Here is a 24,791-nt window from a genome sequence, read left to right on the forward strand (position 1 = left end):
GCTCCCCTAATCATGTATTTAACCGCCCTCGTTGACTTTTAAACCCTCCTTCGGCGCCAGTGGATACCCGCTCCCGTTCACGCTCAAACCCGCTCCGTTCACTGAAGGATATCCGCCCCCTTCCAGGCTCAAACCCGCTCCCTGCCCAGGATGAACGCGGCGCGCGTACTGCCGCGTAACGGGCCGTCGCTTCCCCTTTGTTCCCGTCCATTACCGTCATCCCCCCCGTCATGGAAGACTTTTCCTTATCGGGGGCGCACGATGTGGCTTTTCTCCTTTCAATGGGGATAATTAATAGGGGCGGAAGTGGAAGCGGAAAGGATGGTGTTCATGGAACGAAAGGGTGGAAGGGGAGCAGCGGATGCTGGACGTAAAAGGGGGCGGGGGTCCGTTTACCACCTCGCCTTGTACCGGGAAGCGACAGCCGGGGCGGAGTATGCCCTCCTCCCGGGGGATCCCGCCCGCGTCGAGGCCATCGCCGCCACCCCGCCGTTCGAAGACGCCCGCGAGCTGGCCTGCAAGCGCGAATTCCGCACCTGGCTCGGGTACGTCGGCGGCGTGCCCGTCCTGGTCACCTCCACCGGCATCGGCGGACCTTCCACCTCCATCGCCGTCGAGGAGCTGGCGCAGCTGGGCGTGAGGACCTTCCTGCGCGTGGGCACATGCGGCGCCATCCAGCCGCACGTGAAGGTAGGCGATGTTGTCATCACCACGGGCGCGGTGCGCCTGGAAGGTGCTTCCAGCCACTACGCCCCCGTCGAGTATCCGGCCGTCGCCCACCATAAGGTGGCGAACGCCCTGGTGCGGGCGGCGGCGGACCTGGGCGTCCCCCACCACGTGGGCATAACCTGCTCGTCGGACACCTTCTACCCCGGGCAGGAGCGCACGAACTCCTTCTCCGGCTACATACCCCGCCGCTTCCAGGGGATCACCGAGGAATGGCGCCGCCTGCACGTGCTCAACTACGAGATGGAGGCGGCGACCCTTCTCGTCATGTGCGGCGCCCTGGGCCTGCGGGGCGGCTGCGTGACCGGGGTGGCGGTCCGCCACGCGGCGGGAGGCCGCATCACCCCGCAGGCGCTGAAGAAGGCGGAGGGCAACGTGGTACGGGTGGCGGCGAGGGCGCTGGAGATCCTAGTGCGCGAGGACGTTCGAGATTCCCCGGGCCAGTAGATAGATCCCGAAGGCCAGGAGGAAAAGCGCCCCCACCGCCCTGCGATGTCTTGCCGGCCAGCCCCGGAGAGCTCCCAGCATCCGTTCGCTTTGGGAGGGACAGGCGAAGGGGACTAGCGAGGCGTCGGGCGGTTATGCGCGGAGAGCAGGAGGGCGCGCGCCTCGCGGGTGCGTTGGAGCGGATTCCCCGTTCGGCCGGGCGGACTCCCGGCGCGGACCCCAGCGATGAACCGATGCCACTTCCTATATGGATATATCCGGCAACGGGGCCGCCCGCTAGACGGCGGAGATGCCGCCGTCCACGCATATGGCCGCGCCCGTGATGTAGCTCGCGGCGTCCGAGGCCAGGAACACCGCCATGGGGGCTATCTCCTCCGGCTCCCCCACGCGGCGCATGGGGATGGAGACGGTTATCCTGTCCCTGCTCTTGGGATGCGCGAGCAACCCCGCCATCATCTCCGTGCGCACGTAACCCGGGCAGAGCGCGTTCACCCGCACGTTGAACCTGGCCAGCTCCACGGCCATGGTGCGGGTAAGGGCGATGATGGCACCCTTGCTGGCGGAATAGGCGCTGCACTTGAAGAGCGCCTTCAAGCCCGCGATGGAAGCCACGTTGATGATGCAGCCGCTCCCCTGTTCCTTCATGAGCGGGATGACCCTCTGGCAGCAGCGGTATATCCCCCTCACGTTCGTGTCCATGATGGCCGCGTAGTCCTCCTCCGAGACATCTTCCATGTACTCGTAACTGGGGCTGGTCCCCGCGTTGTTGACCATGACGTCCAGGCGGCCGAAGCGCTCCAGGGTAGCCTCCAGCATGGCGTCGATGTCCTCCGGCCTGGACATGTCCACGCGCAGCGGGAGGGCCTTTCCCCCCGCGGCCTCGATCTCCGCCGCCGTGGCGCGAAACTCCTCCTCCGTCCGCGAGAAAACGGTCACGTTCGCGCCGGCCTGGGCCATGGCCAGGGCGATGGCCTTGCCGATCCCCCTTCCGGCTCCGCTCACCGCCGCCGTCCTGCCTGAAAGATCCAGCGAGATCCCGCTCATCGCGCCCTCCTTCGCCTCCGCACGCCTGCCTCTACTGCCCGCCCGTTCCGGCTAGTCTCCCGAAACGTCGCACTCACGCCATTGCGAACACCATTGTAAACCCCCCGGCCCGTCGTGCGGCACGGGGCCGCCCGGGGCGCACGGCCTACAGCCAGTGGAATCTCTTCCTGACCAGCCTCCTGCCCTTCCATGACCATCTTCCGGAAACCGTGATCCACATGGAATAAAAGGACATCGCGACGGCGTTGCCGACCACGAACGGGTAAAGCGGCGCGAGGTAAAGGGGGTAACGGAAGCGGAGCACGGTGAGGTGCCAGAGGAAGAGGGCGAGCGCGGTATTGGCCGCCGCGAGCCACGCCAGGGACGGGGACAACACGCCGCTCAAGCCGAGAGCAAGGAGCACGGGAGGCACGACGAAGGCCATGAGCATCCACAGCCAAATGAAAAGGAAGGCGGCCGCATGGTATCCGAAAACGGCGAACAGGTTCTTTCCCAGCCCCCGGTAGATCTCGCGCCACCCGGGGTACATCCTGCAGCGCACATGACGCTGCCCGTCGAGGAAAAGCCAGCGCAACCCCGCCGCCTTGATGTTTTTCGCCAGCTCGAAATCGTCGAGCACCTCGTCCTTGACCGCCTCGTGGCCGCCCACCGCGAAATAGGCTTCCCTGCGGAAAAGCATGTACTGCCCGATGGCCACCGCGGGGGTCCTCCGCCGCCAGGCGACTCACGACATCCCACGTGCCGTCGGTCGATTCGTCATCCAGGACCAGGAGCTCGAAAGCCGGGTATTCCTGGGCGAGCAGGGAACGGATGCAAGCCTCCGCGTTCGATACCTCGTTCCTCATGGGCAACAGCACGGACACGAACGGCTTCCGCGCCGCTTCCCGGCAACGGTCGAGCCGCCTGAACATGAAGAGGTTGCTCGCGGCAAAGGCCGAGATGACCACCAAGAAGCAGGCCACGCCTATCTGCTGCTGCATCAGCTGGTTGCTCAAGCAGACCTCCTGAGCGCCTTGAGAACCCACGGTTTCAGGCGGACACCCCTCACGAGTTCGGCGTGGTGCCTGTACAGCACGATGAGCATGTTTCCGCACCACACCGCCAGGAACCGCCCGTCGTGGCCCGCTACCAGTAGATAGGCCAAAAGTCCCATCATCCCAAGAACGGCGCTCCAGGCGTCTTCGTCGAGCAGGAGGACAAAAAGGGCGAGCGACAAACCCAGCACGACCGGGCCGCGGTAGAGCGTGAGCCCGGTCCAAACGCCGAAGGTGGCGGCGATCGCCTTGCCGCCCCTGAAGCGCAGGAAAGGGGAGAACGCGTGCCCGGCGATGGGCGCAACGGCCACGGGAACGATGCCCCATCCATCGACACCGGAAAGATGATGCGCCAGCGCGACCGGCAGCGCACCCTTCAGGTAGTCCAGGACCCCCGCCAACAGCCCTACGGGCCAGCCGCCCGCCTTGCCCGCGTTTATCGCGCCGGGGTTGCCGTCGCCGTAATCCCGCACGTCCACGCGCAGCAGCCACTTGCCGACCAGAAGCGAAAACGGCACCGCTCCCAGAAGGAACCCGGCGACGGTATAGAGGGCGGCTTCCATCTCGCTACCCTGGGAGACTTTCGGGGCAAGACGCATGGGCCGGGCTCCCGGCCCTCTCCGCCGTCAAACCCGCACTTTTGTGGTCCCTTTGCGATGACTGCCAATCGTTGCCATATCCGAGCCATGTTGCCCAAGGCTCTTCCCGCCTTGATCTCGCCTATACTATTTTCCCACGAAGGACGCCTCCCGTAACGCCCCCTCGTACGGCTCACGTGCCGGGCAGAGGGGCCGGGGACAGCGGTCATGCTTGCTTTACCCGACGATCCCCTCGCCCCGCGAGCCGGAAAACCGCCGACGGTACCGGCACATGCACTTTCAGTTTAAACTAATATGGGGATAAAATATGGGGATAAAGCGCGGTTTTATGTGGGTTGCGCCCGGTTCGGGGCCGCGTCCGGATGCGCATGCTTGCTCCGCGCGAAAAGGGCGGGCCGATGCCGCCGGAGTCCCGGGCCCGCAGCCTGCCTGGAAGCCGAACTTCGCAAACTTGGGAAGGGAGAAGTCCATGACCGGGGCCGATGCGCAGGTAAGGGCATTCCTGGAAGAGGTTGGAAGGAAGCGGGGGATGCCCTCCTTCTTCGACCGCTTCGAGCAGGATCGGGTTGCTTCGGGCAAGGTGAAGCTCCACCTCGACGTGATCGAGGTCGACCGCCGGCGGCCGACCCTCGTCTTCATGCCCGGCACCAACGCCTACGCCGTGCTCTACGGGGAATTCCTCACCGCCCTGGCCGACCACGGATACAACATCGTGGGATTCGACCCGCGCGGACACGGCAGGAGCGAGGGCGCCAGGGGAAGTTACACCGTGCCCGAGTTGATGTCCGACATGCGCGCGGCCATTAGATACGCCAGGGCGCGCTTTGGGGAACCCGTCGTGGCGGCGGGCTCCAGCCAGGGCGGCATCATCGCTTTTTGCCTGGCCGCCGAGGGGTATCCCCTGGCGGGCGTCGTCTGCCACAACGTCGCCGACCTGGGTGACCCGGCGAGCTTCAAGCTCACCCGCAACCCCCTGCTCAGCCGGGCGATGAAACCGGCGGTTTCCTTCCTGGCGCGCCTTTTCCCCGAATGGAAGGTCCCCATGACTTCCTACATAGACCTCAAAGCCGAGCCCGTAAGGGACCTGGGCAACTCGCGGGACCTGCTCTACGAGGGGGCACTCCTCGTTCCCTTCATCCGCCTCAAGGGTATGGCCTCGCTGGGAAGCGAGCCGCTCCCCTGCCCGGTGGAGGAGATCTCCACGCCGGTCATGATCGTGCACGGAGAGAAGGACGTCATCTTCCCGAGGGAATACATCGAGTACATCTACGCGCGCCTGACCTGCAGGAAACGCCTCCAGGTCTACGAGGGGTTTCACCATTACATACTCTTCGATCACGTGGACGTGGTGGTCCCGGATATCCTGGCGTGGCTGGAGGAGATATGCGGCTGATCCGCGTGCCGCCGATACCTTTTCCTGAGGGGCTTAAGGGGAAAACCGGAGTAAGCGGGGACACCGAGACGTAAGGGGGGAGCCATGGAAAGCCTGCATGGAAAGAACTGCCTGATCACCGGCGCCGCCAGCGGCATCGGCCGCGCCCTGGCGCAGGGCCTGGCCCGCGAGGGGATGAACCTCTTCCTTGCCGATATCGACACGGACGGGCTGTCCGAGGTCAAGGAGGAGCTGGAGAGGGGCGGGGCCACCGTCCACACCGCGCGCTGCGACGTCTCCAGGTACGAGGATTTCTTGAAGCTGGCGGAAGAGTCGCGCTCCCGCCTGGGGGATGTCGACCTGCTCATCAACAACGCGGGCGTCGCCTCCGCTGGCCTCATCGACGAGCTGGGCCGGGATGAATGGGAGTACGCGCTGAAGGTGAACACGTGGAGCATCATCCACTCCATCCGGGCCTTCCTCCCCCGCATGATCGAGAGGGGCACGGGGCATATCGTCAACGTGGCATCCGGGGCGGGCATCGTCGGCATCCCCTACCACGCGCCCTACATAGCCTCGAAGTTCGCCGTGGTTGGGATCAGCGAGGCGCTTTACAGCGAGTTGAAGCACGCGTGCGGGGGCATCGACGTCTCGGTCATATGCCCCACCTTTCTCAAGACCAACATCATAAAGAGGACCCCCATCGCCGTGCCCCGCCGGCTGCTCGAGGAGGCGGGCGGCGAGGACGTCGCGGCGAGGATGGAGGAGTTCAAGGCCATCTTCTGGGAGAAGTACACGCGCGGGGCACCTCCCGTCGCAAAGGTGGCGGAAAAGTACATCAGGGGCATCAAGAAGAAGAGGTTCTACATATTCGACACCCCGCGGCTCCGCGTCGCCATGGTACTCAAGGGCGCCTGCGAGCCGCTCTACAAGGCGGTCCTCAGGTCGGAGGGCAGGAAGGATCTGCGCATGATCGAGGAGACCCTGAAGGAGATGGGGATCGGGGTCGCCTGAAGCGGAAGGTCCGGTAGGCCATAGGCATGATCCAGGCCCCGCGCCCTGTGCCCTCCATGCCCTGGCCCTCTTTCTCCTTTGCCCCCGTGCCCCGTGCCCCGGTCGTGCACAACGCGAGCCCTGACCATGTGCCTCCCGGGTTCCTCAGGCACGACGCGAGCCCTGACCGTGCTTCCCGGATGTGTTAAGCTGTTGCTTGTCATGTACGAATCGAAAGTGGGGGGTATCGCCTTCGCCGCGGGACGCTGGCCCCTGGAAGCGGACCTTCCCACCGTGGTCTTCATACACGGGTCCGGCGGGTCGCGCGTGCTGTGGCATGCCCAGACGGAAGCGCTCGCGGCGGAGATGAACACCGTCGCCCTGGACCTTCCCGGTCACGGCGGCAGCGACGGCCCCGGCATGGAGAGCGTCGCGGACTACGCTGCGGCCGTGGGCGAGTTCATATCCAACCTGCGGGCTCCGCGGCCCGTCCCCTGCGGCCTCAGCCTGGGGGGCGCCGTCGTGCTGCAGCTTCTCCTGGATTATCCTGGAAAGTACGGGGCGGGCATCGTGGTGAACTCCGGGGCCAGGCTCAGGGTCATGCCCATGATCTTCGAGGCCATCGAGAAGGACTACCAGGCCTACCTGGACGCGGCGCCCGCCTTCAGCATCTCCGAGAAGACCGACCCCTCGAGGATCCAACCCCTCGCGGACGCCATGGCCGCGTGCCCTCCCGCGGTCACCCTGGGCGATTTCCGGGCCTGCGACGCCTTCGACGTCATGGAGCGGTTGGAGGAGATAAAGGCCCCCGTCCTGGTCCTGACCGCCTCCGACGACAAGCTCACCCCGGCGAAATACGGCGCTTTCCTGTCCGAGCGCATCGGGAACTCCCGCCTGGTCAACATCGAGGACGCCGGCCACCTCTCCCCCCTGGAAAAGCCCGAGGAAGTGACGCGGGCCATCCGGGAGTTCGTGCTCTAACTCGTCGGTGTCGGTGCAAGAATGTGCATGCCGCGGCGGAATAAAATGTATATAGCAGTCCAAGCCAATGGGATAAAGGCAAAGTGCGACCATTGTGAAAAGAGCGGCATTCTGCAAATAGCGATGAAATAATCCGCGCCGTTACGGGTCTGGCGTTTTCCGTTTCCCGCAATGACAAGGAATACGAGCTTGAACTTAGGCTGCGAGTCCTCTGCTCTTTGAGCGGAGTAGGTGTCCCGGTGGCCTCCGCCTTTCTTGTCCTTGTCTTCCCGGACAAATACTGCGTCATAGATCTCCGCGGTTGGAGGCAGATTTTCGGAGGGGAGAAAAGAATCCTTTCGATATCAGATCATAAAGAATACCGGAAAAGGCCGGGCAGATCTCCAAGGGGCTGAACCGGCCTGTTCGGGAGGTTGATCTTGCGATATGGGAATACGATAGAAGGAAAGCAAGGTAGGATGGGGTCTTTGTTTTCGGCTTCGCTGTTTGACCATTCCATGCGTGTGTGAACGGAGGTGTAAACCATTAGTGCGGAAGAACGAAGATGTGAACCCAAATCGCAAATATATGTGTTTTTGGCGGAGGGGGCGGGACGCGGGCCCGCCGGACGCGCGCCCGCATCCCCCGGACAGGAACGGCCGACCCCGCTCCTTGCGGGCAACGCGGCCCCTCATTCAAGCGCCCTGCCCATCTCAACCACGTTATGCCTCATGAGCTTTTCGTAGGTGTTCTTCGCGGGATCATCCGGGTTTCCCAGGGGGTCCAGTATGGCCACCCTTACCCCTCCTCCCGATGCGTTAGCCACCGCCTCGGCCACCCGCGGGTTGAACTGGGGCTCCGCGAATATCACCGTCACCCCTGCCGCCCGGATCTTCTCGACCAGCTCCGCGATATCGGCGGCGCTGGGCTCCTTTCCGGGCAGCTCTTCCAACACTCCCACCATCTCGAGGCCGTAGCGGGCGGCGAAATAGGCCCAGGCCGGGTGGAAAGCCACGAATCTCTTACGGGTAAAGGAGGCGACCCTTTCCTTTATCCAGGCATCGAGCTCGCCCAATTCCTCGATGAAGGCAGACGCGTTGTCCCTGTAATCCTGCGCGTGTTCCGGGTCGGCCTCCACCAGGGCGTCGCGGATGGCCTGCACCTGGTAGACGGCCAGTGCGGGGTCAAGCCAGACATGGGGATCGTATACGCCGTGGCGATGCTCCTCCCCTTCGCGACCTTCGCCCTCGTGCCCGCCTCCCTCGCCCTCGGGCCCGTGTTCCTCCTCGCCCGCCGCTATCAGCTCGCCGGTGGGAATGGCGCCGGCCGTCTCCACCCTCACCAGCCCGCTGTTGCCCACCTTGCCCAGTATGTCCGTAGCCCAGGTCTCCAGCTCCAGCCCGTTCAAGACCAGCAGCCTTGCCTCGGAGAGGAACCTCATCTGCCTGGAGGTGGGTTCGTAGGTATGGGGGCTTGCGCCCGCGGGCACCATCAGCTCGACCTCGACCCGCTCGCCTCCCACCCGCGCAACGAAATCGGCCAGTGGGGCTATGGAGGCGGCCACCTTCACGCGGCCGCCGGAATCCGCGCCCCGCGTCCCCCCACATCCCCAAGACAGCGCGGCGATCAGCAAGGCCGGCAATATCGCCGCCGCCCACGCGAACCGCGGCAGCATGGCCTTCCTGATGATATCCTTCATTTGATCCCTCCTCTCGGACACATCTCGATCCGGGATCGCTTGTTCCCATTATCTTGGTGAGCGGCGGCCCGCTTTGTCAAAGAACAGCCTGCAGGGGTTTTGCATGACCTCACGGGCACCGCCAAACAAGCGGCCCCCAAGGGCATGGCCAGCGCAACCGGGAGCGTGCACGTCCATAATATACCCCGGTTCCCTCGCTCTCTTCATGCTCCAGCCGGCCTCACATCCCGCGATACCTGTTTATATACTCAGGCACCCGCCTCACCGCTTCCCCTGCCTGTCCATCCTGCCGCCCCTTGATCCCGCTTTCCTCCCCGGGGCGGCGCGGAATGATCCCGCCAAGCCCTCCGTCATGCGTCGGCCAGGACCTGGACATCTCCGAAGGCAAAGCGCGATTTCCTCGAGTGGGCCTTTTCCATCAGGGCGAACCAGACACGCGGGAGAGCCGGGCAAGGATGTACGACGCCATGGACTGGCTGGAGCTGGGCCGGCATCTCCTCGGCAGGGAGATGTCCGACCTCTCCGGGGGCGAGAGGCAGAGGCTGGCCCTTGCCTTGCCCGTGACGGGAAAAGGTGCCGGTACCGCCTGGCCCCGGGAGCCACGCGATTCGAAGCCCTCTCGGACTACCTCCGCAGGGGGATGACCATGGCCCTCAAACCCGCGCCGGCCGATATGGCCACCATGGGACTGGTGTTCCTGCCGGGGATGATGACAGGCCAGATCTTGAGCGGGGAACCTCCACTCCTCGCGGTGCGTTACCAGATCGCCATCGTCATCGCCGTCTTCGTTTGTGTCTCGCTTACCGCGGCCCTCACGCTGCTCGTGGCCTTGGGCGCAAGCTTCGACGCCCATGGGAACCTGAGAAAGAGCGCGTTCCGCGCCAGGCGCCGGGGATCCCGGTAACGCCTTGGCCCGACTTTCCCGCGGTCGGGACCTCGCCGGCGGCAACGCCCCGACGACCGGCAGCGGCGCGGCCCGCGCGACATCATGAGGGACGGGGCGCCGTCTGCGGACGGCGCCGAACGCCGCCAATACGGTGGTTGAGGTCACCCTCTACGACGGGAACGGCGAGCACCCGGGATCGTGCAATGCTGCCGGGACCCAGGGCAAGCAGTGATATTTTCTGCTTTGCCGTCTACGATCTTTAAACCGCAGGACACGAACGTTTTGGATCAAACCTCCATGGCGCGCCCGCGCAACCCTCCACCGCTCGTCCTCATCAAGGCGCAAAACCGACGGAGGAGTGGGCCCAGTCCCTCGCGGCCCCGTACATGGCGCGCTCGCACACCACCTCCCCCGTGGCGCTGACCCGGGTGGAGACGTGCCAGTCGGTGACGAAGTCGTTGAGGCGCAGCGAGCAGCGCGAGAGGCCGGGGAGGGGGAAGCCGTGCGGCCCGGCCCGCTCTCCCTGCGAGGTCATGAAGTCGAAGTCCACCCTGACCTCCTCGGGGTTGGGGTTCAGCACCAGCACCCAGGTCTCGAAGTCGCCCTGCGTGCACCCCTCGGCGAGGTACCAGGTGGCGGCGGGGGAGGTGACGCCGACGGAGGAGTGGGCCCAGTCCCTCGCGGCCCCGTACATGGCGCGCTCGCACACCACCTCCCCCGTGGCGCTGACCCGGGTGGAGACGTGCCAGTCGGTGACGAAGTCGTTGAGGCGCAGCGAGCAGCGCGAGAGGCCGGGGAGGGGGAAGCCGTGCGGCCCGGCCCGCTCTCCCTGCGAGGTCATGAAGTCGAAGTCCACCCTGACCTCCTCGGGGTTGGGGTTCAGCACCAGCACCCAGGTCTCGAAGTCGCCCTGCGTGCACCCCTCGGCGAGGTACCAGGTCCTGGAAACGGGCGCGGTGTCGGGCTCGAAGGTCGCCTCCACCAGGTGGTCCTCGTTGACGTCCCGGATGGTGTAGGTCATGCCTCCCGGCTTCACCTGCTTGGCCTGCCCGTTGTCGACGAGGGAGGCGAGGCGCCAGCCCGCGGCGGGAGCGGCGGTAAGGGCGGCGTCGCCTCCCGCCTGTAACACCTGGACGGCGGGTTCCAGCGCGCCCTGTCCGGAGGCGACCACGGCTTTAACGTCGTATAACCCCCGGAAGACAGCGAACTTCCTGTGCGCCTCCCCCGCTACCGTGGTGAATTCCCCTCCTAGATAGAGGGTGGAGCCCGAGAGCGAGAGGCTCCGGACCCTGTCGTCCGTTCCCGAAACGAACGTAACGGCCCGGCCGGTGGATGTGTCGAGAGCGGCGAGGTGTTTGCAGGACTGCCCTCCGATGGAGTTGAAGTATCCTCCCGCGTAGAGCACGGCGCCGTCCCCGGAGAGGGCGAGGGCCCAGACCCAGTCGTCGGCGCCGGGATCGAAGGGGGTGGCATGGCCGGTGGATGTGTCGAGAGTGGCGATGCGCTCGCGGTCCTCCCCCCCGATGCGGGTGAAGTCGCCTCCCGCGTAAAGGGTGGAGCCGTCGCCGGAGAGGGCGAGGGACGATACCCATCCGTTAGGGCTGGGATCAAAGGAAGAGACGCCGCCGCCGGCCGCGATGTGGGCCAGGCAGTTGCGCGCGCTGCCGCCCACCCGGGTGAAGTTCCCCCCGATATACCAGCCCCCGGAGCCGTCCGACACGGCGGCATAAACGGCCCCGTTGACCTCGGGGAAGGGGCTGAGCGGGGTTGAAGAGGCGATGTCGATGGGAGCCCCGTGTCCGTTATTGGGACCCACGTAGGAGAAATCGCCCGCGATGTAGGTGACGTCCCCGCCGGGAAGGACGGCTTCGACGACCCCGTCGGTCACCCACGCTTCCCCCCAGGGAACAGGGGCGGCGGACGCGAGGCGGCCTTCCGCCCCCCCGCATGCGGGGAACCCTCCGATCCAGGCGCACAGGAGGGCGGAGAGCAGAAGCCATGTCACCGCCGGCACAGCGCCGAATCCGCCCTTTACCCCTTTCCCTCCGCCACGCACGGCGCTTCCACCCACCTTCTTTTTCCCGCGCCGCCTGCCCGACCATGGGGGCCGGAAAAGCGCGGAGGCGACGTTCAAGCCTGCCTCCCTCCCGAGGGGCGAGAGGGCTCCCGCAATCGTTCGCGCCACTTCCCCTTGCCCGAAAAGGCCCTCATCCCGCAGGGGCTCTCCCCATCCCGCCGCGGCGCTCCTTCCCCCTCGGCTGCTCCCCCACGTAGCCTTGGGCCGGGGAACGCCGCTCCCGCATCACCGAGAAGGCGAAGGCGCCCACCGCTCGCCTCGAGGCGGACCGCCTGCCGCTGCCCCCATCCCCACGCGAGCGCATACGGCGGATCGAATCCCGGGCCCCGGCCAAGCCGCGCCACCCCGCCCGCTCCGTCAGGCTGCGCGAGCACCCGGAATCATCGCGAGGGATGCGGGGGCCGCGTCCTCGGTCTTCCGATCGCGCGGCGCGATTTTCCTCGCAGCGTATGCGAAAGCGCGGATCGAAGACGCGGCCCCACCCGTTCACTCCTTGGTGTACTGGGTCATGGTCTTGTCGTCGACGATCGCCGCGACCTCGTCTTCGGCGATCATCACGCTCATCCTCAGCGTGGAACCGTCGCTGAAGAAGAGGCTGACCCACTTGCCCCCCTCGTGCTCGGCATACACGTAGTTGCCCTCCTGCGAGGCCCATGCGTCGGTCTTGAAGGTCCCGTCTTCTTTCAGGGTGACGTATTTGCCTTCAGCCGACTGGTAGGTGCCGACGACGGAGTACCCCTCCTCGCCCCCTCCTTTTCCGCTTCCGTCAGGCTGGCCGTTCACCACCGCCCCGTCCTTCTTGCCGCTGTCGCCATTCGAGCCGCCGCATCCGGCAGAGGTTGCCAGAAGCGATACCAGCAGGAATGCGAACAACGTGAGCACCATTACTCGCTTCACTTCCAGACCCCCTTTCCGCGTAAGCAAGGACGTCATCCGCATAGTATAAGTCGGAATCGCGAATGAACGCCTTTGACCTCGGGGGGAGAAGGGCTTGTGTCCCCTTGCCGGAGGCGGGGGGACTTGGGCGCCTTTAATCTCGGGGGAGGTTGCCGTCCAGAAAAAGCAGGCGCCTCAACCCGACAAAACCTCAACAAGCCATCTTTTGGATAAGATGGAGAACGGAAAGGGGGCTCTCCTCCGAGGAGAAGCCTCGGTGGTCTCGGTCCGCCTCTTTACCTCTTTGCCCGCCCTCTCCAGCTGGTTGTCGGCTTAGATATGGGGACGCACCTGCTCCGGGTACTTGAGGAAGGCTGGGTCTCTGGACCAAATCTCTTGACGCTATCCCTCTCGCCCTGCTGCAATGTCTCTTTCTCTATCCTCTCATCACATAATCACTACTCTTATAGCCCGCCGATCTCCTGCTTCAAATCCCCTAGCATCTCTTGAGCCTTCTCGAGTTCATCCTTCAAACTGAACATCTCTATCGATTCGAGATGTTGCTCCGCCTCTAGCCTATAGAAGTCTGATTCTACTTCCCTCAACCCCTCGACATCCCCTTCATCCTTTGCTCGCTTTAACTTGGTATAGATAGCTACATATTCATTAAAATTCTTCAAGGCGAGCTCGTGAATTTGGCATAGCTTTTCCATAGATGTTGGGGGCTCAATCTCGCTCATTGTCTCAGATGCCTTGGCGAACACGGCCAGGCCCTCGTCTATGGAATCATGCCTCTCTTCATCCCCTATCCACTCATAAAGATCTTTTAATACCTTCAAATGGGTGGCCAGGCATCTCGCCGCGGATTTAAGGTCCACGATATAATCCCTGAGCCGCGGAAGATATACCGACTTAGTGCCCTTTTCTATGAGTTCCCGTTCCAGGTGTTCTGCTTCCTCTGATGCTATATCCAGAAGTTCGCCGCTTTTAAGCGTCAGTCTCTCGCCCAGTCCAAGAAGCTCCGGGGTAAATGAATCAGTTGATTCTATGATATCCGCCCCTTCATAGCACTGCGACAGTATCAGTTCTATATTTGCCAGCCTGTCAGCCATGTTTCTCTCTCCTTCCCCTGAAAGTCCCGTTATTCAGCAGTCAAGTATTACCGATACTCTCCACATCTCCGACTATATCCGGGCCAGCTCGAATGAGGAGCTTTAAGCCTGAAGTGCCACCAGGATCTGCCATCTGCACCTCCAGATACCACTATTCTAGCATCAGGCTAGAGCAAAGATGCACTGCGCGCTAATTGCCGGATGCGGTGGCGCCAACTGTTTGGGTCATGCCAGGAAGCCCACCTTTCTCCTCCCGCCCGCGGAGAACGCGCCGCCCTCGCACTCGTCCCGGCAGGCCCGCTCCAGGTCCCGCATGGCGACCACCGCCGAGGCCGCGTCCCCCGCCCGGGCGATGGCCCGCCTCGCGGCCGTCACCACGGCGTTCCTGATGTTCCCGCCGGCGAGCTCGTAGACCCTCGCCAGCCGGGCCACGTCCACGTCCTCGGCCAGGGGAAGGCCGGACGGCAGGTGCAGGCGCCAGATGCGCTCCCTCTCCTCCGGCCCCGGCACGCCGAAGGCGACCTTCAGGGTCAGCCGGCGCTCCAGGGCGGGGTCCAGGGCGTCCGCCCGGTTGGTGGTGAGGACCACCGGCAGGGCGTGGTCCTCCAGGCATCCCAGGATGACGTTCACCGCGCGGTTGTCGGCGACGTCGGTGGAATGGGAGACGCCGTGGCGGGCGTAGAAGAAGGAGTCGGCCTCGTCGAAGAGGAGCACGGCCTCCTCGGCGCGCGCCCGCCTGAAGACGGCGGCGGTGCGGCGCTCCTCCTCGCCGTGCCACTTGCTCACCAGGTCGGAGCCGGAGACCCAGAGCAGCTTCCTCCCGAGCTCGCGCGCCACCGCCTCCGCGGCCATGGTCTTCCCGGTGCCGGGCGGGCCGAAGAAGAGCATGGAGACCCCCCTGCCCCTGGGCGCCTGCTCCCCCAGCCCCCAGGAGCCGAAGAGGACCTCCCGGTTCCGTTCCAGGACCAGGGCCGAGCGTATCTCCTCCAGGGTCTCGGGGGGCAGGACCACCCTCTCCAGCCCCACGCGGGGCTCCAGGAGCTCTCCCAGCCCCTCCCCGTCGTCACGCCCCTCCGGGCCGGGAAGCCCCTCCCGGCGGGCGCGATCGGGTCCCGGCCGGTCCCGGCCCATGAGGGCCCGGTAGGCGCCGCCGCGGATGGCGAGCAGGTGCCCCGCGGGCGAGGGCCCGCCGCGCGTCCCCGGCTCGCGAGGGCACAGGCGCAGGATGCGCGATTGCAGGAGCTTGCAGTCGCGCGTGAAGTAGAACTCCGCCTCCAGGCGCTTGCGCGGGGAGTGGTGGTAGAGCCTGGCCAGCCTGCGCACCTCCATCCCCGCCTCCAGACCGTCGTGGTCCTCCCCGTAGAGGGTGATGCTCGCCACCGCCGTGACCATGAAGCGCTCCAGGGCGTTCAGGCGGTGGGCCCTGCAGAAGGCTTCCAGGGGGTAGCGTTGCGGGCTCTCCTTGAGCCTGGCCTCGAAGGAACTCACGGCGCGCTCCAGCCTGCGCATTTCCGCGCCGGCACCCGGGGCGGGGCTCCCGGCGCTTGCCGCGGAGGGGCCCGTTCCGCCGCGGGGACCCTCCTCCGGGGCCATGCCTTCCCGCATCCTCCAGGCGTTTTCCCTCATGCGCAGCAGCTTGTAGAAGGCCTCCATGTAGCGGAGCTGCGCGTCGATGTCCCTGCTCGCGTATTCCTTGCCGACCATGACGCTCACCCCCTCGACATCCTTTGCGTGTATGCCTCTTGCAGGCTCCTGCCCCTCGGGCAAGTGTTTTAATGTAGCACGGGGGGTGACAATTCCGTTTCAGTGGCATGGCTTGGTTTTAGCCAATCTCCTGAACGGAGATTTTTATTTTTCTACCCAGTATCCATGCGGGTTCTGGCGAAGGAACTGAAATCGTTTCAATCTCCTGAACGGAGATTTTTCCTTTTCTACAGGTGCTGCGATACCTGGAGGAATATAAGAAATGCGCTGGACCGCATGCACCTAGGGACCTTCTCCGGTCCGGACGGCTCCTGAAGCAGAGTGCAGAGACCATCCCGCTCAGAGGCGCATCTTTTCTGCCCTGGATATCCCCGAGCCGCTCCTGATCACCGAAATCATCCCGAAAAAAGCCAGGAAGCAGCCCGCCTAGTTACACGCCCATTTTGGCTGAAATCCCACAATCCCATTGTAAATACGTTTTCCGGGATTCGCTCATCTAGTAACTGTCGAACTTCGGACAGCCTGCCTACGCTCTTGAGCATGCCCACGTAGAAGGTGTTCTTGCTGGGCAGATAGCCTGGATACAGCATCACTATGTGAAACTCGGCGAATTCCGGGTTGTGCTTCTCAAGCAGGCGTATCTGCTCCTCGGTCAAGTTGAAACCCTTGCCTGCAGATCTCTTCTCCAGCTTGAGCATCCTCTCGTACCTCGTCCCCAAGTCGTGCCGCATCCAGATGTCGCGCACCTTTGTGGCTTCCAGGACCACGCTCCGCATAATCATCTCGTCCCTTACCGTCATCTGTCCTCAGGAGGGATGCTCGATGGTGAGGTCTATGACCTTGGCCTCGATTTCTTCCGCTACCTTGTGGGAAAGGACGCGGGGATGGGAGGCCGGTCCAGGAGCGCTTCTAACCCCCCGGGTTGGAAGGCTCTCTTGATCTTGTAGAACTGGGATCTGGAATATCCCATGATCTTGCAGGCCTTACTCACGCTCACCAGTTCTTCCGCCAGCTGTAGCTTGTACAATTTCCCCTGTGCTGTCTTTTCTTTAGCAGTCATCACGGTTTCCTTTCAGCACGTTTGACGGTTCTTGCATCCTGTCAATTGTACCCAAAGTGACGGGGTGACCGCTTTGCTTATCAAAGAGAGTTAATGTCCGTTAAGCTATTAACTAGTATGATTCAGTGGCTCATCCACTCCTAAGACGAGTTAAGCTATAATATGGCTATACCGAATAACATGCAGTCATTGCAATGAAAGATAGTATAGGCCTAAGGAGTCAAGGGGGTAATCATGGAGACGCCAAAAGCTGACTTTAGAAGACGGCTAGAAGAAACCATGAAGGAGTACTCATATTCAGGAATCGAATCTGCCTTTGTAACATGGTTTGTAGATAACGCATATGCAGCTCCAAAGGACAAAAAAATAATCACGGGAGTACATTCAAACGACGGCGGTATAGACGCGGTAGTTTTCGAAGGTGATTATACCTATGTGATTCAAGGTGCATATACAGAAGCATTCTTTAAGAGTAAGAAAGCTCCCGCGCTGAGCCCAAGCAAGTATACAAGCCTCAACGAAGTAAGGAGAAATTTCACTAGCGATCATGCGTTTAACAGTTACTTGGATACCGTCGCAAGACCACTTCATATTCCTTATAGAAAAATACGTAAGAATATGAGTAAGGATCCCAATTCCGTCATCTGGTTAATCACCACATTAAATAGTAGGTCTCCTGCAGGGGAAAAGAGACTTAGAGACATAGATCCTACCAACTTCAAGTATGGAGTGGATAATCTAATGCTTTTTCAGCTGGCAGAAATTGACGCAACCCCCATGCCACTACCGATGAAGCTAACATTCAAAGAGAATCCAATTACCATAGATGACCGAGTAAAGGGCTTGAAATCCTACGTTTTACAGGCCAGAGTCGTGGATTTCATTTCATACATTGAAGATGAGCAGGGTCTTCGTTGTCTAGCGAGAAATGTCAGGACAGAATTGCCGGACAAAGCTGCAAAACAGATTAGCGAGGGCATCAAAAATACATACGAACAAAACCCCGCGGACTTCTGGTACAGCCACAATGGTATTACAATGATTTGTACCAAGGCTGTATCAACCGGCAAACAAATGAGAATAGAAAACCCATTCATAATAAACGGGGCACAGACATTATTAGCCCTACGCAATTCAACGAAGCGAAATGATAGTGCATTTGTGCTCACCCGAATAATTGAAGTTCCCCCAGAGGTGGGACTCGCTGATAATTTCGTAAACGATATTATATGCCGCACAAACCAACAAAACCGCATGTACTTATATGATTTAAGAGCGAATGATCGATTCCAAATTAAACTTGCACGCTATTTCCTCGATAAAAAAGTTCACTATGAGAGGAAAAGGGGAGAATGGGCTTTAATAAAGCAACCAATGCGCGGCCGAGGCTATAAGAACCTAACGATCAAGCGTCTTGCTCAAATACGCGTGTGTTGCCTGGATAAAGAGGGAGGGGTGGAGGCGTCAAAGAAGACCATCGAAGATCTATTTAGAGATGAACGCTATAATGAGTTGTTTGGTGCTCCCTTTGAAGAGATATATTTCCAATATCGGATTTACGAATTGCTACAGACAACGCTAAAGAATCCTATTAAGGGCAGCAGAACAGTGAGCAGAGAGCGCAGCCATGCAATGCTTTCTTGTCTAATGCTACTCTGGGCATGTGTGGAAAATGACCAGAATATTCATAAATGGTATGATGCGGTTCTAAACAAACCTAGCAGACTTGATTGGGATCCAAAAAATCCCTTAGTAAAAACGATTGAAGATATGTTCAATGCGGTATGGAACAGGTGGATTCAGCTAGCTAGTAAAGATCCTAATCTAAGCGCAAACAACTTCTTCAAGAGCAAAGAACACAATCGTGAATTGCTTAAAGAATTCCAACGTAAATATCAGAAGAGAGTTAGGCAGGGATTTCAGAAAGCATTAAAGTAGCTATAGTAATTTTAAACTGCGCGCAAGATCAGTAGCGGCGCTTAGTTAGTTAATGTGATAACGGTGAGGGCTTTTTGGAATCTTAACTCATCCTGAACAGTTACTTTTCTAAACTCCCGGGCAGGAGGGCATTTTTCACCCTCGGAAAAGGGCCGTGGCATTTGGATCGGCTCTCTTGCCGCCGGCGGCATCGCCACCCTGCAGGCCTTGAATGCCTGGCCGGCACAACCTTGCAATGGGCTTCTCAGGATACAGGTCTTCCCATCCTGCTCCACCTCCACCTTGTAGAGGGCCTCGAGATACCGCTTCATCTCTTACCACTCGAACGCGCCCTCGGTCCTTGTCTTGAGCTCGTGCATGAGGAGGAGGGGCAGAAAGGAACAGAAGACGTGGCGCAAGATGTAGGATTCGGATTTATGGATAGCGTCAAGAAATTCGTGTCCGCCACCTAGCCTTCCTCCTCCAACCTCAATTTTGCAAAACCCCGGAGCCTCCTCTACTGAAGTCTTTCGTTCTTGTTCTTGAGGATAAGATGGAGAACGGAAAGAAGGCTCTCCTCCGAGGAGAAGCCTCGATGGTCTTGGTTCGCCTCTTCACCTTTTTGCCCGCTTTCTCCAGCTAGTTGGTGGTGTAGATATTCCTTGTGTTCACACCGCAGGAGAACACGGAAAGGACGAGGTTGCCCAGATCTACGGAAGCCCTCCTCATGCCCGGCAGTATGGCGGGGTAGAACTTTCAGCATCGGTGATAAAAGTACAGAGATCAGCGAAATTAAAAGTCACCTTGGGAAGAGAGAGTCTCCCCGATTGTCATCGGCTACAACCCGGCAAGGGGTGTCCAATCACTACCAGGGAGGTACCGATGATCAGCAAGGATGACTATATGGAAATCAAAGCACAACATGAGGGAGATGCCTACAAGAAGTACCTCGCGCACAAGCTGGGAGTGCACCCCAGAACGATGACCAGGGTGCTTAAGTGGGGCGGCCCGCCGACGAGGAAGAGGCCAGACCGATTTTCGGAGCCCCCAATAAAAAGGAAGCCTTAAGGCGCTTCAATGCCCGGAGAAAGAAGTGGATCAAGGAGGAGGAACGGGCAGTGCGCTGCCTGGAGAAAGGACTCTACAGCTTCCTGCACTTCTATGATTTCCCCGAGGAGATGCGGAGGAAGATACGGACCACCAACATCCTAGAAAAGGCCATCCGGGAGGCGAGGAGAAGGGACTAGCCCCATGGGGCTATTCCCCAACGCCGACTCGGCCAACCGCATCTTCTACGGGTTCACTGACTATATGAACGAGAACTGGAGGGGAAGTCACCTCAAGCAAATTTCAGCAGAATCTTTGACATGACCCACCTGTTAACCCGGATAATACAGGAGGTTGCTACTTTATATATAATATTTATAAGGGTTAAGCCGAAACTAGCTGGCACATGTGATTAATAATAAGGGTTAAAGCTGCATAAGAGCCGTGTGATAAGCACATAGTGGCATTCTCACACAAGGACGAGATTAAAGTTAATGAAGGCAGCTATTTTGAGAAATCATGGGCAGTACAAACATTGTCAATCATCAGATAGAGGCGTTAAGCGTATTGATCAATAAGGCGAATAGATCCCGAGCAAGGAGATAAAAATGACATACGATGAGCTGATCGACTTTCTGGAGAACCGCATGAGAATGAGCCACATTTACCAGCCTCTTTTGATAAAGAGTTTGATTGATTCCGGGGGTGCAGCGACAATCCGACAACTGGCCCAAGCCTTTCTGGCTCAAGATGAGAGCCAGATTATATTCTATGAAAAACGCATAAAACAGATGCCCCTAAAGGTTCTGAAAAACCACAAAGTAATAGTACAAGACGGCGAACTCGTAACTTTGAATACGGAGCGCTTAAATTTCCAGCAGAGATTAACCGTAAAGATGATATGTGAACAAAAAATGCAGGAGTTTTTAGGGAAAAAGGGCCTGTCCCTCTGGGATTATCGCCTAGGCGAAACGGAGCCAATTCCAGACAGCCTGCGCTATCAAGCCCTTAAAGCATCGGGCGGAAGATGCGCTTTATGTGGCGCTACCAAGAATGAGGCGCCGCTTGAAATAGACCACATCATTCCGCGTTCAAGAGGTGGGAAAAATGAGCTCGCCAACTTGCAGGTCCTCTGCTCGAAATGCAACAGGGCAAAGAGCAACAAAGACCGCACGGATTTCAGAAAGTCATGCGATTCTAACCCAGAACCTGGATGCCCGTTTTGCTCACCACGTGAAATATTTGAAGAATATGGGAACGTGTATGCAATCAGAGATAAGCACCCGGTCACTGCTGGGCACATGCTCATTATCCCCTATCGTCATATACCGGATTACTTTTCAATGAATGCGCGCGAAAAATCTGATTCGGATCGCCTGATTGTCTATCTGCGCAACAAGGCCATGACGGATGATCCATCGATTATGGGCTTCAATATCGGCACAAACTGCGGCATTGCAGCAGGGCAAACGATCTTCCATGCCCATCTTCATCTTATCCCACGCAGAAATGGAGATACGCCTAAGCCGCGAGGGGGGGTTAGGGGAGTAATTCCTTCAAGAATGTCATATTAACAAATGGGATTCTCGCTTTCCCTACTATCGGATAGCGTCAAGGAATTTGTGTCCATTGCTCTAGCCTTCCTCTGACGACACCAAATTGTTGAAACCCCGGAACCGTCTCTGTTGCAGCTTTTCGTTCTCAAATTTGAGTATGAGATAGAGCACGGATACGAGGCTCTCCTCCGAGGAGAAGCCTCGATGGTCTTGGTTCGCCTCTTCACCTTTTTTACCCGCCCTCTCCAGCTGGTTGGTGGTGTAGATATAGGGACGCACCTGCTCCGAGTACTTGAGGAAGGTTAGGTCTCTGGAGCAAATTTCTTGACGCTATTGAAGGGTCGGAAGAAGACTTGTTTAAGCGATAAAGCAACAGGGAAAGTATTTGAGGAAGCACACAACGACCGGGAGGTTAGGAATGGCTACTTATGCGGAAATCGAAGCCTGGGTGAAGGAAAACTACGGCTGGAAGCCCAAAGGGTGCTGGATTGCGCACTGCAAAGAGCTGAACGGCTTGCCGCTTCGTCAATCACCCAGGCGAAAGGGAGCGCGGATGGTGCCTTGCCCGGAGAACAGGAGGTCAGCCATAGAGGCAGCATTTCGCCATTTTGGTATGATCGATTGATCGCAAGCAAAGCATACGGAAATAAGTTCTTCGATATCAGCTGAATACGTTCCTCGATGGTCTTCAATAACTTTCTCTTGTATTTGACTATGACAGATAGCGGTGGACGTTCTAACCGAGTCTTTTCATGCAAGTGCTTTCCTGGTTTGCTTTTTCTTCCCAGGAAAACATAGGGTATCCATCATGTTTTCGAGCCCGGCCAATTTCCATAAAGGGCATAAAACTGGCACGGAAGAGAAACCGGCAGAGCCGGCGTTTTTTCGGAAGGGTTGGGTTTAACGTAAAACCCAGTTCAAGGCGCACATTATGTGGCGGAGGGGGCGGGATTCGAACCCGCGAGCCGTTGCCGGCCAATGGTTTTCAAGACCATCGCAATCGTCCGCTCTGCCACCCCTCCAAGGCCCATTTTATTTGCCGCGACGCGCATCCGGCAACGGGAGGGCGGGACTCGCGCGGGCTCAGTTGCCCTTCGCCAGCTCGGGCCCGGAAGCGGGGCGGCCGAAGCCGGTCATGGTGAGGCCCACGCTGCGCAGGGCGGCGAACTGGAAGGGCCAGTGGCGGCGCAGGATGGCCTCCGCCCGGGCGCGGGGGTCGGGGAAGGGCTGGCGGCTGGTAGCCAGGTAGATGACCTCGCGCAGGATCATCCCCTCCACCAGGGGACGGTGCAGTCGCCTGTCCTCCCGGCTGACCTTCTCGTACAGTCCTTCCATCTCCACGATGATGGTGCGGGTGGAGGGAAGGGTATGCAGCAGGGGAACCGGCGCCTCCACGGACTCCCCCGGCTCGCCGGGAACCGGAGCTTCCACTGGTTCGCCGGTCTCCCCCGGTTCACCGGGTTCCGCCTGCTCCCCGCGCCTCACGGATGATGCCCGGCCGGAGCCGCGGCCCTCGCCTTCCTGCAGGGCCTTGCGCAGCGAGGCCTCGTCCGCCAGCAGGGGCCTGCCGCGCAGGCGGGCCCGGAACCCCTCCGGTGAGACCACCTCCAGGCGGATGCCGGGGAGGAGAGGGGCGAAATCGCGGACTATGCGGCGCATGAGCCTCAGGATGTCGTCCCTCTGCACGCTCTTCTCACCTGCCGTTCGGGCGCGGCCGCCCGATTTTCGTCCCCCCGATCATTGCCCCTGATATCATTGCCCCTGATATTACTCTTGGCATCTCCCCCGAACGGCTGTCAAGGTCCCCACCGGGACCTGCGCCGGTAGCGGACCCGCTGAAGGCGCCCATCACCGCCAGGACAGGCCCCTCTCCCGGGAGATGCACTCCAGAGCCTCATGGTAATCAAGGGGCGGGGCCCCCGCGTCCTCCCTCTCGACCAGCGACATGGCCTCCCGCGGGCAGGTCGAGAGGCAGACCCCGCACCCTATGCACCGCATGGGGTCGATCTCCACGCACTCCCCGCCCTCCACCACCGCGTCCACGGGGCAGCGCTCCAGGGAGGTCCCGCAGGCGTCGCAACTGCCGGGGCTCGACGAGGTCGACGGCACAAGAACGCATCCGGCTCGGCGGGATAAAAACGTAGCCGACTTGCTTGGGAGATGACGGCCCTGACAGCGCCGGAAGGCACGGAAGCCCTTCGCTTCCGCCCTTTCGTCAACGAAAGGGGAGGCCGCGCAGGCGGAGGTTATCAGGACCCGATGATCTCCGGCTCGATGGCCTCCAGGCCGTGCATGTAGGGACGCAGGGCCTCGGGCACCGCCACGCTGCCGTCTTCCCGCTGGTAGTTCTCCAGGATGGCAGCCACCGTGCGCCCTATGGCCACCCCCGACCCGTTCAGGGTATGCACGAAGCGCGCCTTGCCGCCGCCGGCGGGGCGGAAGCGGATGCCGGCGCGGCGGGCCTGGAAGTCGGTGAAGTTGGAGCAGGAGGAAATCTCCTTGTACTCGCCGTAGGAAGGCAGCCACACCTCCAGGTCGTAGCACTTGGAGGCGGCGAAGGACAGGTCTCCCGTGGAGAGGACCACCACCCGGTAGGGAAGGCCCAGGCGCCGCAGCACCTCCTCGGCGTTGTTGGTAAGTTTTTCCAGCTCATCGAAGGACGTCTCGGGGTGCGCGAATTTCACCAGTTCCACCTTGTTGAACTGGTGCTGGCGTATGAGGCCCCGGATGTCCTTCCCGTAGGACCCCGCCTCGCGGCGGAAGCACGGGGTGTAGGCGCAGTAATAGAGCGGCAGGTCCTCCTCGCGCAGCACCTCGTCGCGGTGGATGTTGGTGACCGGCACCTCCGCGGTGGGGATGAGGTACAGGACGTCGTCGCGGCAGCGGTACATCTCCGCCTCCAGCTTGGGGAGCTGCCCGGTGGCGAACATGCTGGCCTCGTTGACCAGGATGGGCGGGAAGACCTCGGTGTAGCCGTGCTCGCGCGTGTGCAGGTCGAGCATGAAGTTGATGAGCGCCCGCTCCAGGAGCGCCCCCCTGCCGCGCAGCAGGGTGAAGCGCGACTCGGCGATCTTCACCCCGCGCTGGAAATCCAGGATGCCCAGCTGCTCACCCAGCTCCCAGTGGGGGAGGGGAGGAAAATCGAAGCGCGGAGGGTCCCCCCAGCGCCGCACCTCCTCGTTGCAGGTCTCGTCCGGCCCCACCGGGACCGACTCGTGGGGGAGATTGGGGACGCGGACCAGTATCTCGCGCATGGCCCCATCGAGGGCGTCCGCCTCCGCCTCCATGGCCTTTATCTCGTCGCTCAGGCGCCCCATCTCGTCACGCAGGGCGGAAGGGTCCTCGCCCCTGCGCACGCGCTCGCCGATCTCCTTGTTGCCCTTCTTGTGGCGGGCGCGCTTCTCCTCCAGGTCCGCGAGCAGCCGGCGGCGGCGGCCGTCCAGCTCCAGGAGCTCGTCCAGGGGAAGCTCCAGCCCCCGGTCGGCGACCGCCTTCCTCACCAGGTCAACGTTCTCCCGCACGAACTTGAGATCGAGCATTCCCGTACTCCACGCTCCAGGTCATCCCGCGGTGTGCCGCCCCGCATCATGTCGCCGCGTACACCGCGCCTGCCGCATCATCCGGGATATCCCGCCTCGCAACGCCCTCGCCTGCGGGCAGGCACCCGGCCACGGATCCACCC

24 protein-coding genes, 1 tRNA gene and 1 pseudogene are annotated in these 24,791 nt (G+C 61.0%); 10 read left to right on the top strand and 16 right to left on the bottom strand.

From position 1 onward, the window contains the following. Window positions 1-330 precede the first annotated feature (330 nt). Window positions 331-1,173 (top strand): uridine phosphorylase, encoded by an 843-nt coding sequence (gene udp / locus H5T73_03170; protein MBC7246767.1) that lies wholly within the window; start codon window positions 331-333, stop codon window positions 1,171-1,173. A gap of 276 nt (window positions 1,174-1,449) precedes the next feature. Here udp and H5T73_03175 read toward each other — a convergent pair whose 3' ends face one another. The 4 genes and pseudogenes from H5T73_03175 to H5T73_03190 all read right to left on the bottom strand — a co-directional run bounded on the left by H5T73_03175 (window position 1,450) and on the right by H5T73_03190 (window position 3,814). Continuing rightward, window positions 1,450-2,217, bottom strand: a complete 768-nt coding sequence (locus H5T73_03175; GenBank protein ID MBC7246768.1) for an SDR family oxidoreductase — start codon at window positions 2,215-2,217, stop codon at window positions 1,450-1,452. Between the two features lie 145 nt (window positions 2,218-2,362). Continuing rightward, window positions 2,363-2,914 (bottom strand): hypothetical protein, encoded by a 552-nt coding sequence (locus H5T73_03180; GenBank protein ID MBC7246769.1) that lies wholly within the window; start codon window positions 2,912-2,914, stop codon window positions 2,363-2,365. Between the two features lies 1 nt (window position 2,915). Beyond that, window positions 2,916-3,197 (bottom strand): annotated as a pseudogene (locus H5T73_03185) (glycosyltransferase). 11 nt (window positions 3,198-3,208) lie between these two features. Then, entirely contained in the window at window positions 3,209-3,814 is a 606-nt protein-coding gene (locus H5T73_03190) for a glycerol-3-phosphate acyltransferase (protein MBC7246770.1), read from the bottom strand. A 487-nt stretch (window positions 3,815-4,301) separates the two neighbouring features. Here H5T73_03190 and H5T73_03195 point away from each other — a divergent pair, with 487 nt between their 5' ends. The 3 genes from H5T73_03195 to H5T73_03205 all read left to right on the top strand — a co-directional run bounded on the left by H5T73_03195 (window position 4,302) and on the right by H5T73_03205 (window position 7,196). Next, window positions 4,302-5,243, top strand: coding sequence for an alpha/beta fold hydrolase (locus tag H5T73_03195; GenBank protein ID MBC7246771.1), 942 nt, complete (start codon window positions 4,302-4,304; stop codon window positions 5,241-5,243). 84 nt (window positions 5,244-5,327) lie between these two features. Beyond that, window positions 5,328-6,236 carry an SDR family NAD(P)-dependent oxidoreductase gene (locus H5T73_03200; protein ID MBC7246772.1) on the top strand — a complete coding sequence of 303 codons (909 nt, stop codon included), beginning with the start codon at window positions 5,328-5,330 and terminating at the stop codon, window positions 6,234-6,236. 201 nt (window positions 6,237-6,437) lie between these two features. Further along, window positions 6,438-7,196, top strand: coding sequence for an alpha/beta fold hydrolase (locus H5T73_03205; GenBank protein ID MBC7246773.1), 759 nt, complete (start codon window positions 6,438-6,440; stop codon window positions 7,194-7,196). Window positions 7,197-7,866: 670 nt separating this feature from the next. On the opposite strand, the gene H5T73_03210 is transcribed toward H5T73_03205, so the two are convergent. Beyond that, window positions 7,867-8,874 (bottom strand): zinc ABC transporter substrate-binding protein, encoded by a 1,008-nt coding sequence (locus H5T73_03210; protein MBC7246774.1) that lies wholly within the window; start codon window positions 8,872-8,874, stop codon window positions 7,867-7,869. A gap of 103 nt (window positions 8,875-8,977) precedes the next feature. Between H5T73_03210 and H5T73_03215 the strand changes: the two genes are divergently transcribed. After that, the gene (locus H5T73_03215) at window positions 8,978-9,778 is read left to right on the top strand and encodes an ABC transporter permease (GenBank protein ID MBC7246775.1); all 801 of its coding nucleotides are present in this window, start codon (window positions 8,978-8,980) and stop codon (window positions 9,776-9,778) included. Between the two features lie 316 nt (window positions 9,779-10,094). On the opposite strand, the gene H5T73_03220 is transcribed toward H5T73_03215, so the two are convergent. The 6 genes from H5T73_03220 to H5T73_03245 all read right to left on the bottom strand — a co-directional run bounded on the left by H5T73_03220 (window position 10,095) and on the right by H5T73_03245 (window position 16,589). Continuing rightward, window positions 10,095-11,648 carry a hypothetical protein gene (locus tag H5T73_03220; protein MBC7246776.1) on the bottom strand — a complete coding sequence of 518 codons (1,554 nt, stop codon included), beginning with the start codon at window positions 11,646-11,648 and terminating at the stop codon, window positions 10,095-10,097. A gap of 675 nt (window positions 11,649-12,323) precedes the next feature. Next, on the bottom strand, window positions 12,324-12,734 hold the full coding sequence (locus tag H5T73_03225) for a hypothetical protein (GenBank protein MBC7246777.1): 411 nt from the start codon (window positions 12,732-12,734) through the stop codon (window positions 12,324-12,326). A 443-nt stretch (window positions 12,735-13,177) separates the two neighbouring features. After that, a complete protein-coding gene (locus H5T73_03230; protein MBC7246778.1) occupies window positions 13,178-13,825 on the bottom strand; it encodes a hypothetical protein in 648 nt (215 codons plus the stop codon). 225 nt (window positions 13,826-14,050) lie between these two features. Beyond that, window positions 14,051-15,538, bottom strand: coding sequence for an ATP-binding protein (locus H5T73_03235; protein ID MBC7246779.1), 1,488 nt, complete (start codon window positions 15,536-15,538; stop codon window positions 14,051-14,053). A gap of 386 nt (window positions 15,539-15,924) precedes the next feature. Continuing rightward, the gene (locus H5T73_03240) at window positions 15,925-16,329 is read right to left on the bottom strand and encodes a hypothetical protein (GenBank protein MBC7246780.1); all 405 of its coding nucleotides are present in this window, start codon (window positions 16,327-16,329) and stop codon (window positions 15,925-15,927) included. Window positions 16,330-16,388: 59 nt separating this feature from the next. Next, window positions 16,389-16,589, bottom strand: a complete 201-nt coding sequence (locus H5T73_03245) for a helix-turn-helix domain-containing protein (GenBank protein MBC7246781.1) — start codon at window positions 16,587-16,589, stop codon at window positions 16,389-16,391. A 234-nt stretch (window positions 16,590-16,823) separates the two neighbouring features. Between H5T73_03245 and H5T73_03250 the strand changes: the two genes are divergently transcribed. Next, window positions 16,824-18,527: an AIPR family protein gene (locus H5T73_03250; GenBank protein MBC7246782.1), complete on the top strand. Its 1,704-nt coding sequence runs from the start codon at window positions 16,824-16,826 to the stop codon at window positions 18,525-18,527. Between the two features lie 41 nt (window positions 18,528-18,568). Here H5T73_03250 and H5T73_03255 read toward each other — a convergent pair whose 3' ends face one another. Then, window positions 18,569-18,838, bottom strand: coding sequence for a hypothetical protein (locus tag H5T73_03255; protein MBC7246783.1), 270 nt, complete (start codon window positions 18,836-18,838; stop codon window positions 18,569-18,571). Between the two features lie 550 nt (window positions 18,839-19,388). Between H5T73_03255 and H5T73_03260 the strand changes: the two genes are divergently transcribed. The 4 genes from H5T73_03260 (at window position 19,389) to H5T73_03275 (ending at window position 21,778) form a co-directional block, all read left to right on the top strand. Beyond that, complete coding sequence (locus H5T73_03260; GenBank protein MBC7246784.1) at window positions 19,389-19,574, top strand: hypothetical protein; 186 nt, start codon at window positions 19,389-19,391, stop codon at window positions 19,572-19,574. Then, complete coding sequence (locus H5T73_03265) at window positions 19,505-19,753, top strand: transposase (GenBank protein MBC7246785.1); 249 nt, start codon at window positions 19,505-19,507, stop codon at window positions 19,751-19,753. The genes H5T73_03260 and H5T73_03265 overlap by 70 nt, the downstream gene beginning before the upstream one ends. Before the next feature lie 453 nt (window positions 19,754-20,206). Next, a complete protein-coding gene (locus H5T73_03270) occupies window positions 20,207-21,127 on the top strand; it encodes an HIT domain-containing protein (GenBank protein ID MBC7246786.1) in 921 nt (306 codons plus the stop codon). A 306-nt stretch (window positions 21,128-21,433) separates the two neighbouring features. Then, window positions 21,434-21,778, top strand: a complete 345-nt coding sequence (locus H5T73_03275) for a hypothetical protein (GenBank protein MBC7246787.1) — start codon at window positions 21,434-21,436, stop codon at window positions 21,776-21,778. A 265-nt stretch (window positions 21,779-22,043) separates the two neighbouring features. Here the strand turns inward: H5T73_03275 and H5T73_03280 are convergent. From H5T73_03280 to serS, 4 genes are all read right to left on the bottom strand, one after another. Next, a tRNA-Ser gene (locus H5T73_03280) sits at window positions 22,044-22,131 on the bottom strand. Between the two features lie 61 nt (window positions 22,132-22,192). Then, window positions 22,193-22,795 (bottom strand): hypothetical protein, encoded by a 603-nt coding sequence (locus H5T73_03285; GenBank protein MBC7246788.1) that lies wholly within the window; start codon window positions 22,793-22,795, stop codon window positions 22,193-22,195. Window positions 22,796-22,957: 162 nt separating this feature from the next. Continuing rightward, entirely contained in the window at window positions 22,958-23,218 is a 261-nt protein-coding gene (locus tag H5T73_03290; protein ID MBC7246789.1) for a 4Fe-4S binding protein, read from the bottom strand. A 140-nt stretch (window positions 23,219-23,358) separates the two neighbouring features. Then, on the bottom strand, window positions 23,359-24,648 hold the full coding sequence (gene serS, locus H5T73_03295) for a serine--tRNA ligase (protein ID MBC7246790.1): 1,290 nt from the start codon (window positions 24,646-24,648) through the stop codon (window positions 23,359-23,361). Between the last annotated feature and the right edge of the window lie 143 nt (window positions 24,649-24,791).

The organism is Actinomycetota bacterium, assembly GCA_014360655.1.
GTDB lineage: Bacteria > Actinomycetota > Geothermincolia > Geothermincolales > RBG-13-55-18 > JACIXC01.

What these genes read in the sequence shown, in the direction of transcription:
- udp (MBC7246767.1), top strand. Translation starts at nt 331, where the DNA reads ATGGAACGAAAGGGTGGAAGGGGAGCAGCGGATGCTGGACGTAAAAGG.
- H5T73_03175 (MBC7246768.1), bottom strand. Translation starts at nt 2,217, where the DNA reads ATGAGCGGGATCTCGCTGGATCTTTCAGGCAGGACGGCGGCGGTGAGC.
- H5T73_03190 (MBC7246770.1), bottom strand. Translation starts at nt 3,814, where the DNA reads ATGGAAGCCGCCCTCTATACCGTCGCCGGGTTCCTTCTGGGAGCGGTG.
- H5T73_03200 (MBC7246772.1), top strand. Translation starts at nt 5,328, where the DNA reads ATGGAAAGCCTGCATGGAAAGAACTGCCTGATCACCGGCGCCGCCAGC.
- H5T73_03205 (MBC7246773.1), top strand. Translation starts at nt 6,438, where the DNA reads ATGTACGAATCGAAAGTGGGGGGTATCGCCTTCGCCGCGGGACGCTGG.
- H5T73_03210 (MBC7246774.1), bottom strand. Translation starts at nt 8,874, where the DNA reads ATGAAGGATATCATCAGGAAGGCCATGCTGCCGCGGTTCGCGTGGGCG.
- H5T73_03215 (MBC7246775.1), top strand. Translation starts at nt 8,978, where the DNA reads ATGACCTCACGGGCACCGCCAAACAAGCGGCCCCCAAGGGCATGGCCA.
- H5T73_03230 (MBC7246778.1), bottom strand. Translation starts at nt 13,825, where the DNA reads ATGGCTGACAGGCTGGCAAATATAGAACTGATACTGTCGCAGTGCTAT.
- H5T73_03240 (MBC7246780.1), bottom strand. Translation starts at nt 16,329, where the DNA reads ATGACGGTAAGGGACGAGATGATTATGCGGAGCGTGGTCCTGGAAGCC.
- H5T73_03245 (MBC7246781.1), bottom strand. Translation starts at nt 16,589, where the DNA reads ATGACTGCTAAAGAAAAGACAGCACAGGGGAAATTGTACAAGCTACAG.
- H5T73_03250 (MBC7246782.1), top strand. Translation starts at nt 16,824, where the DNA reads ATGGAGACGCCAAAAGCTGACTTTAGAAGACGGCTAGAAGAAACCATG.
- H5T73_03255 (MBC7246783.1), bottom strand. Translation starts at nt 18,838, where the DNA reads ATGAAGCGGTATCTCGAGGCCCTCTACAAGGTGGAGGTGGAGCAGGAT.
- H5T73_03260 (MBC7246784.1), top strand. Translation starts at nt 19,389, where the DNA reads ATGATCAGCAAGGATGACTATATGGAAATCAAAGCACAACATGAGGGA.
- H5T73_03270 (MBC7246786.1), top strand. Translation starts at nt 20,207, where the DNA reads ATGAGCCACATTTACCAGCCTCTTTTGATAAAGAGTTTGATTGATTCC.
- serS (MBC7246790.1), bottom strand. Translation starts at nt 24,648, where the DNA reads ATGCTCGATCTCAAGTTCGTGCGGGAGAACGTTGACCTGGTGAGGAAG.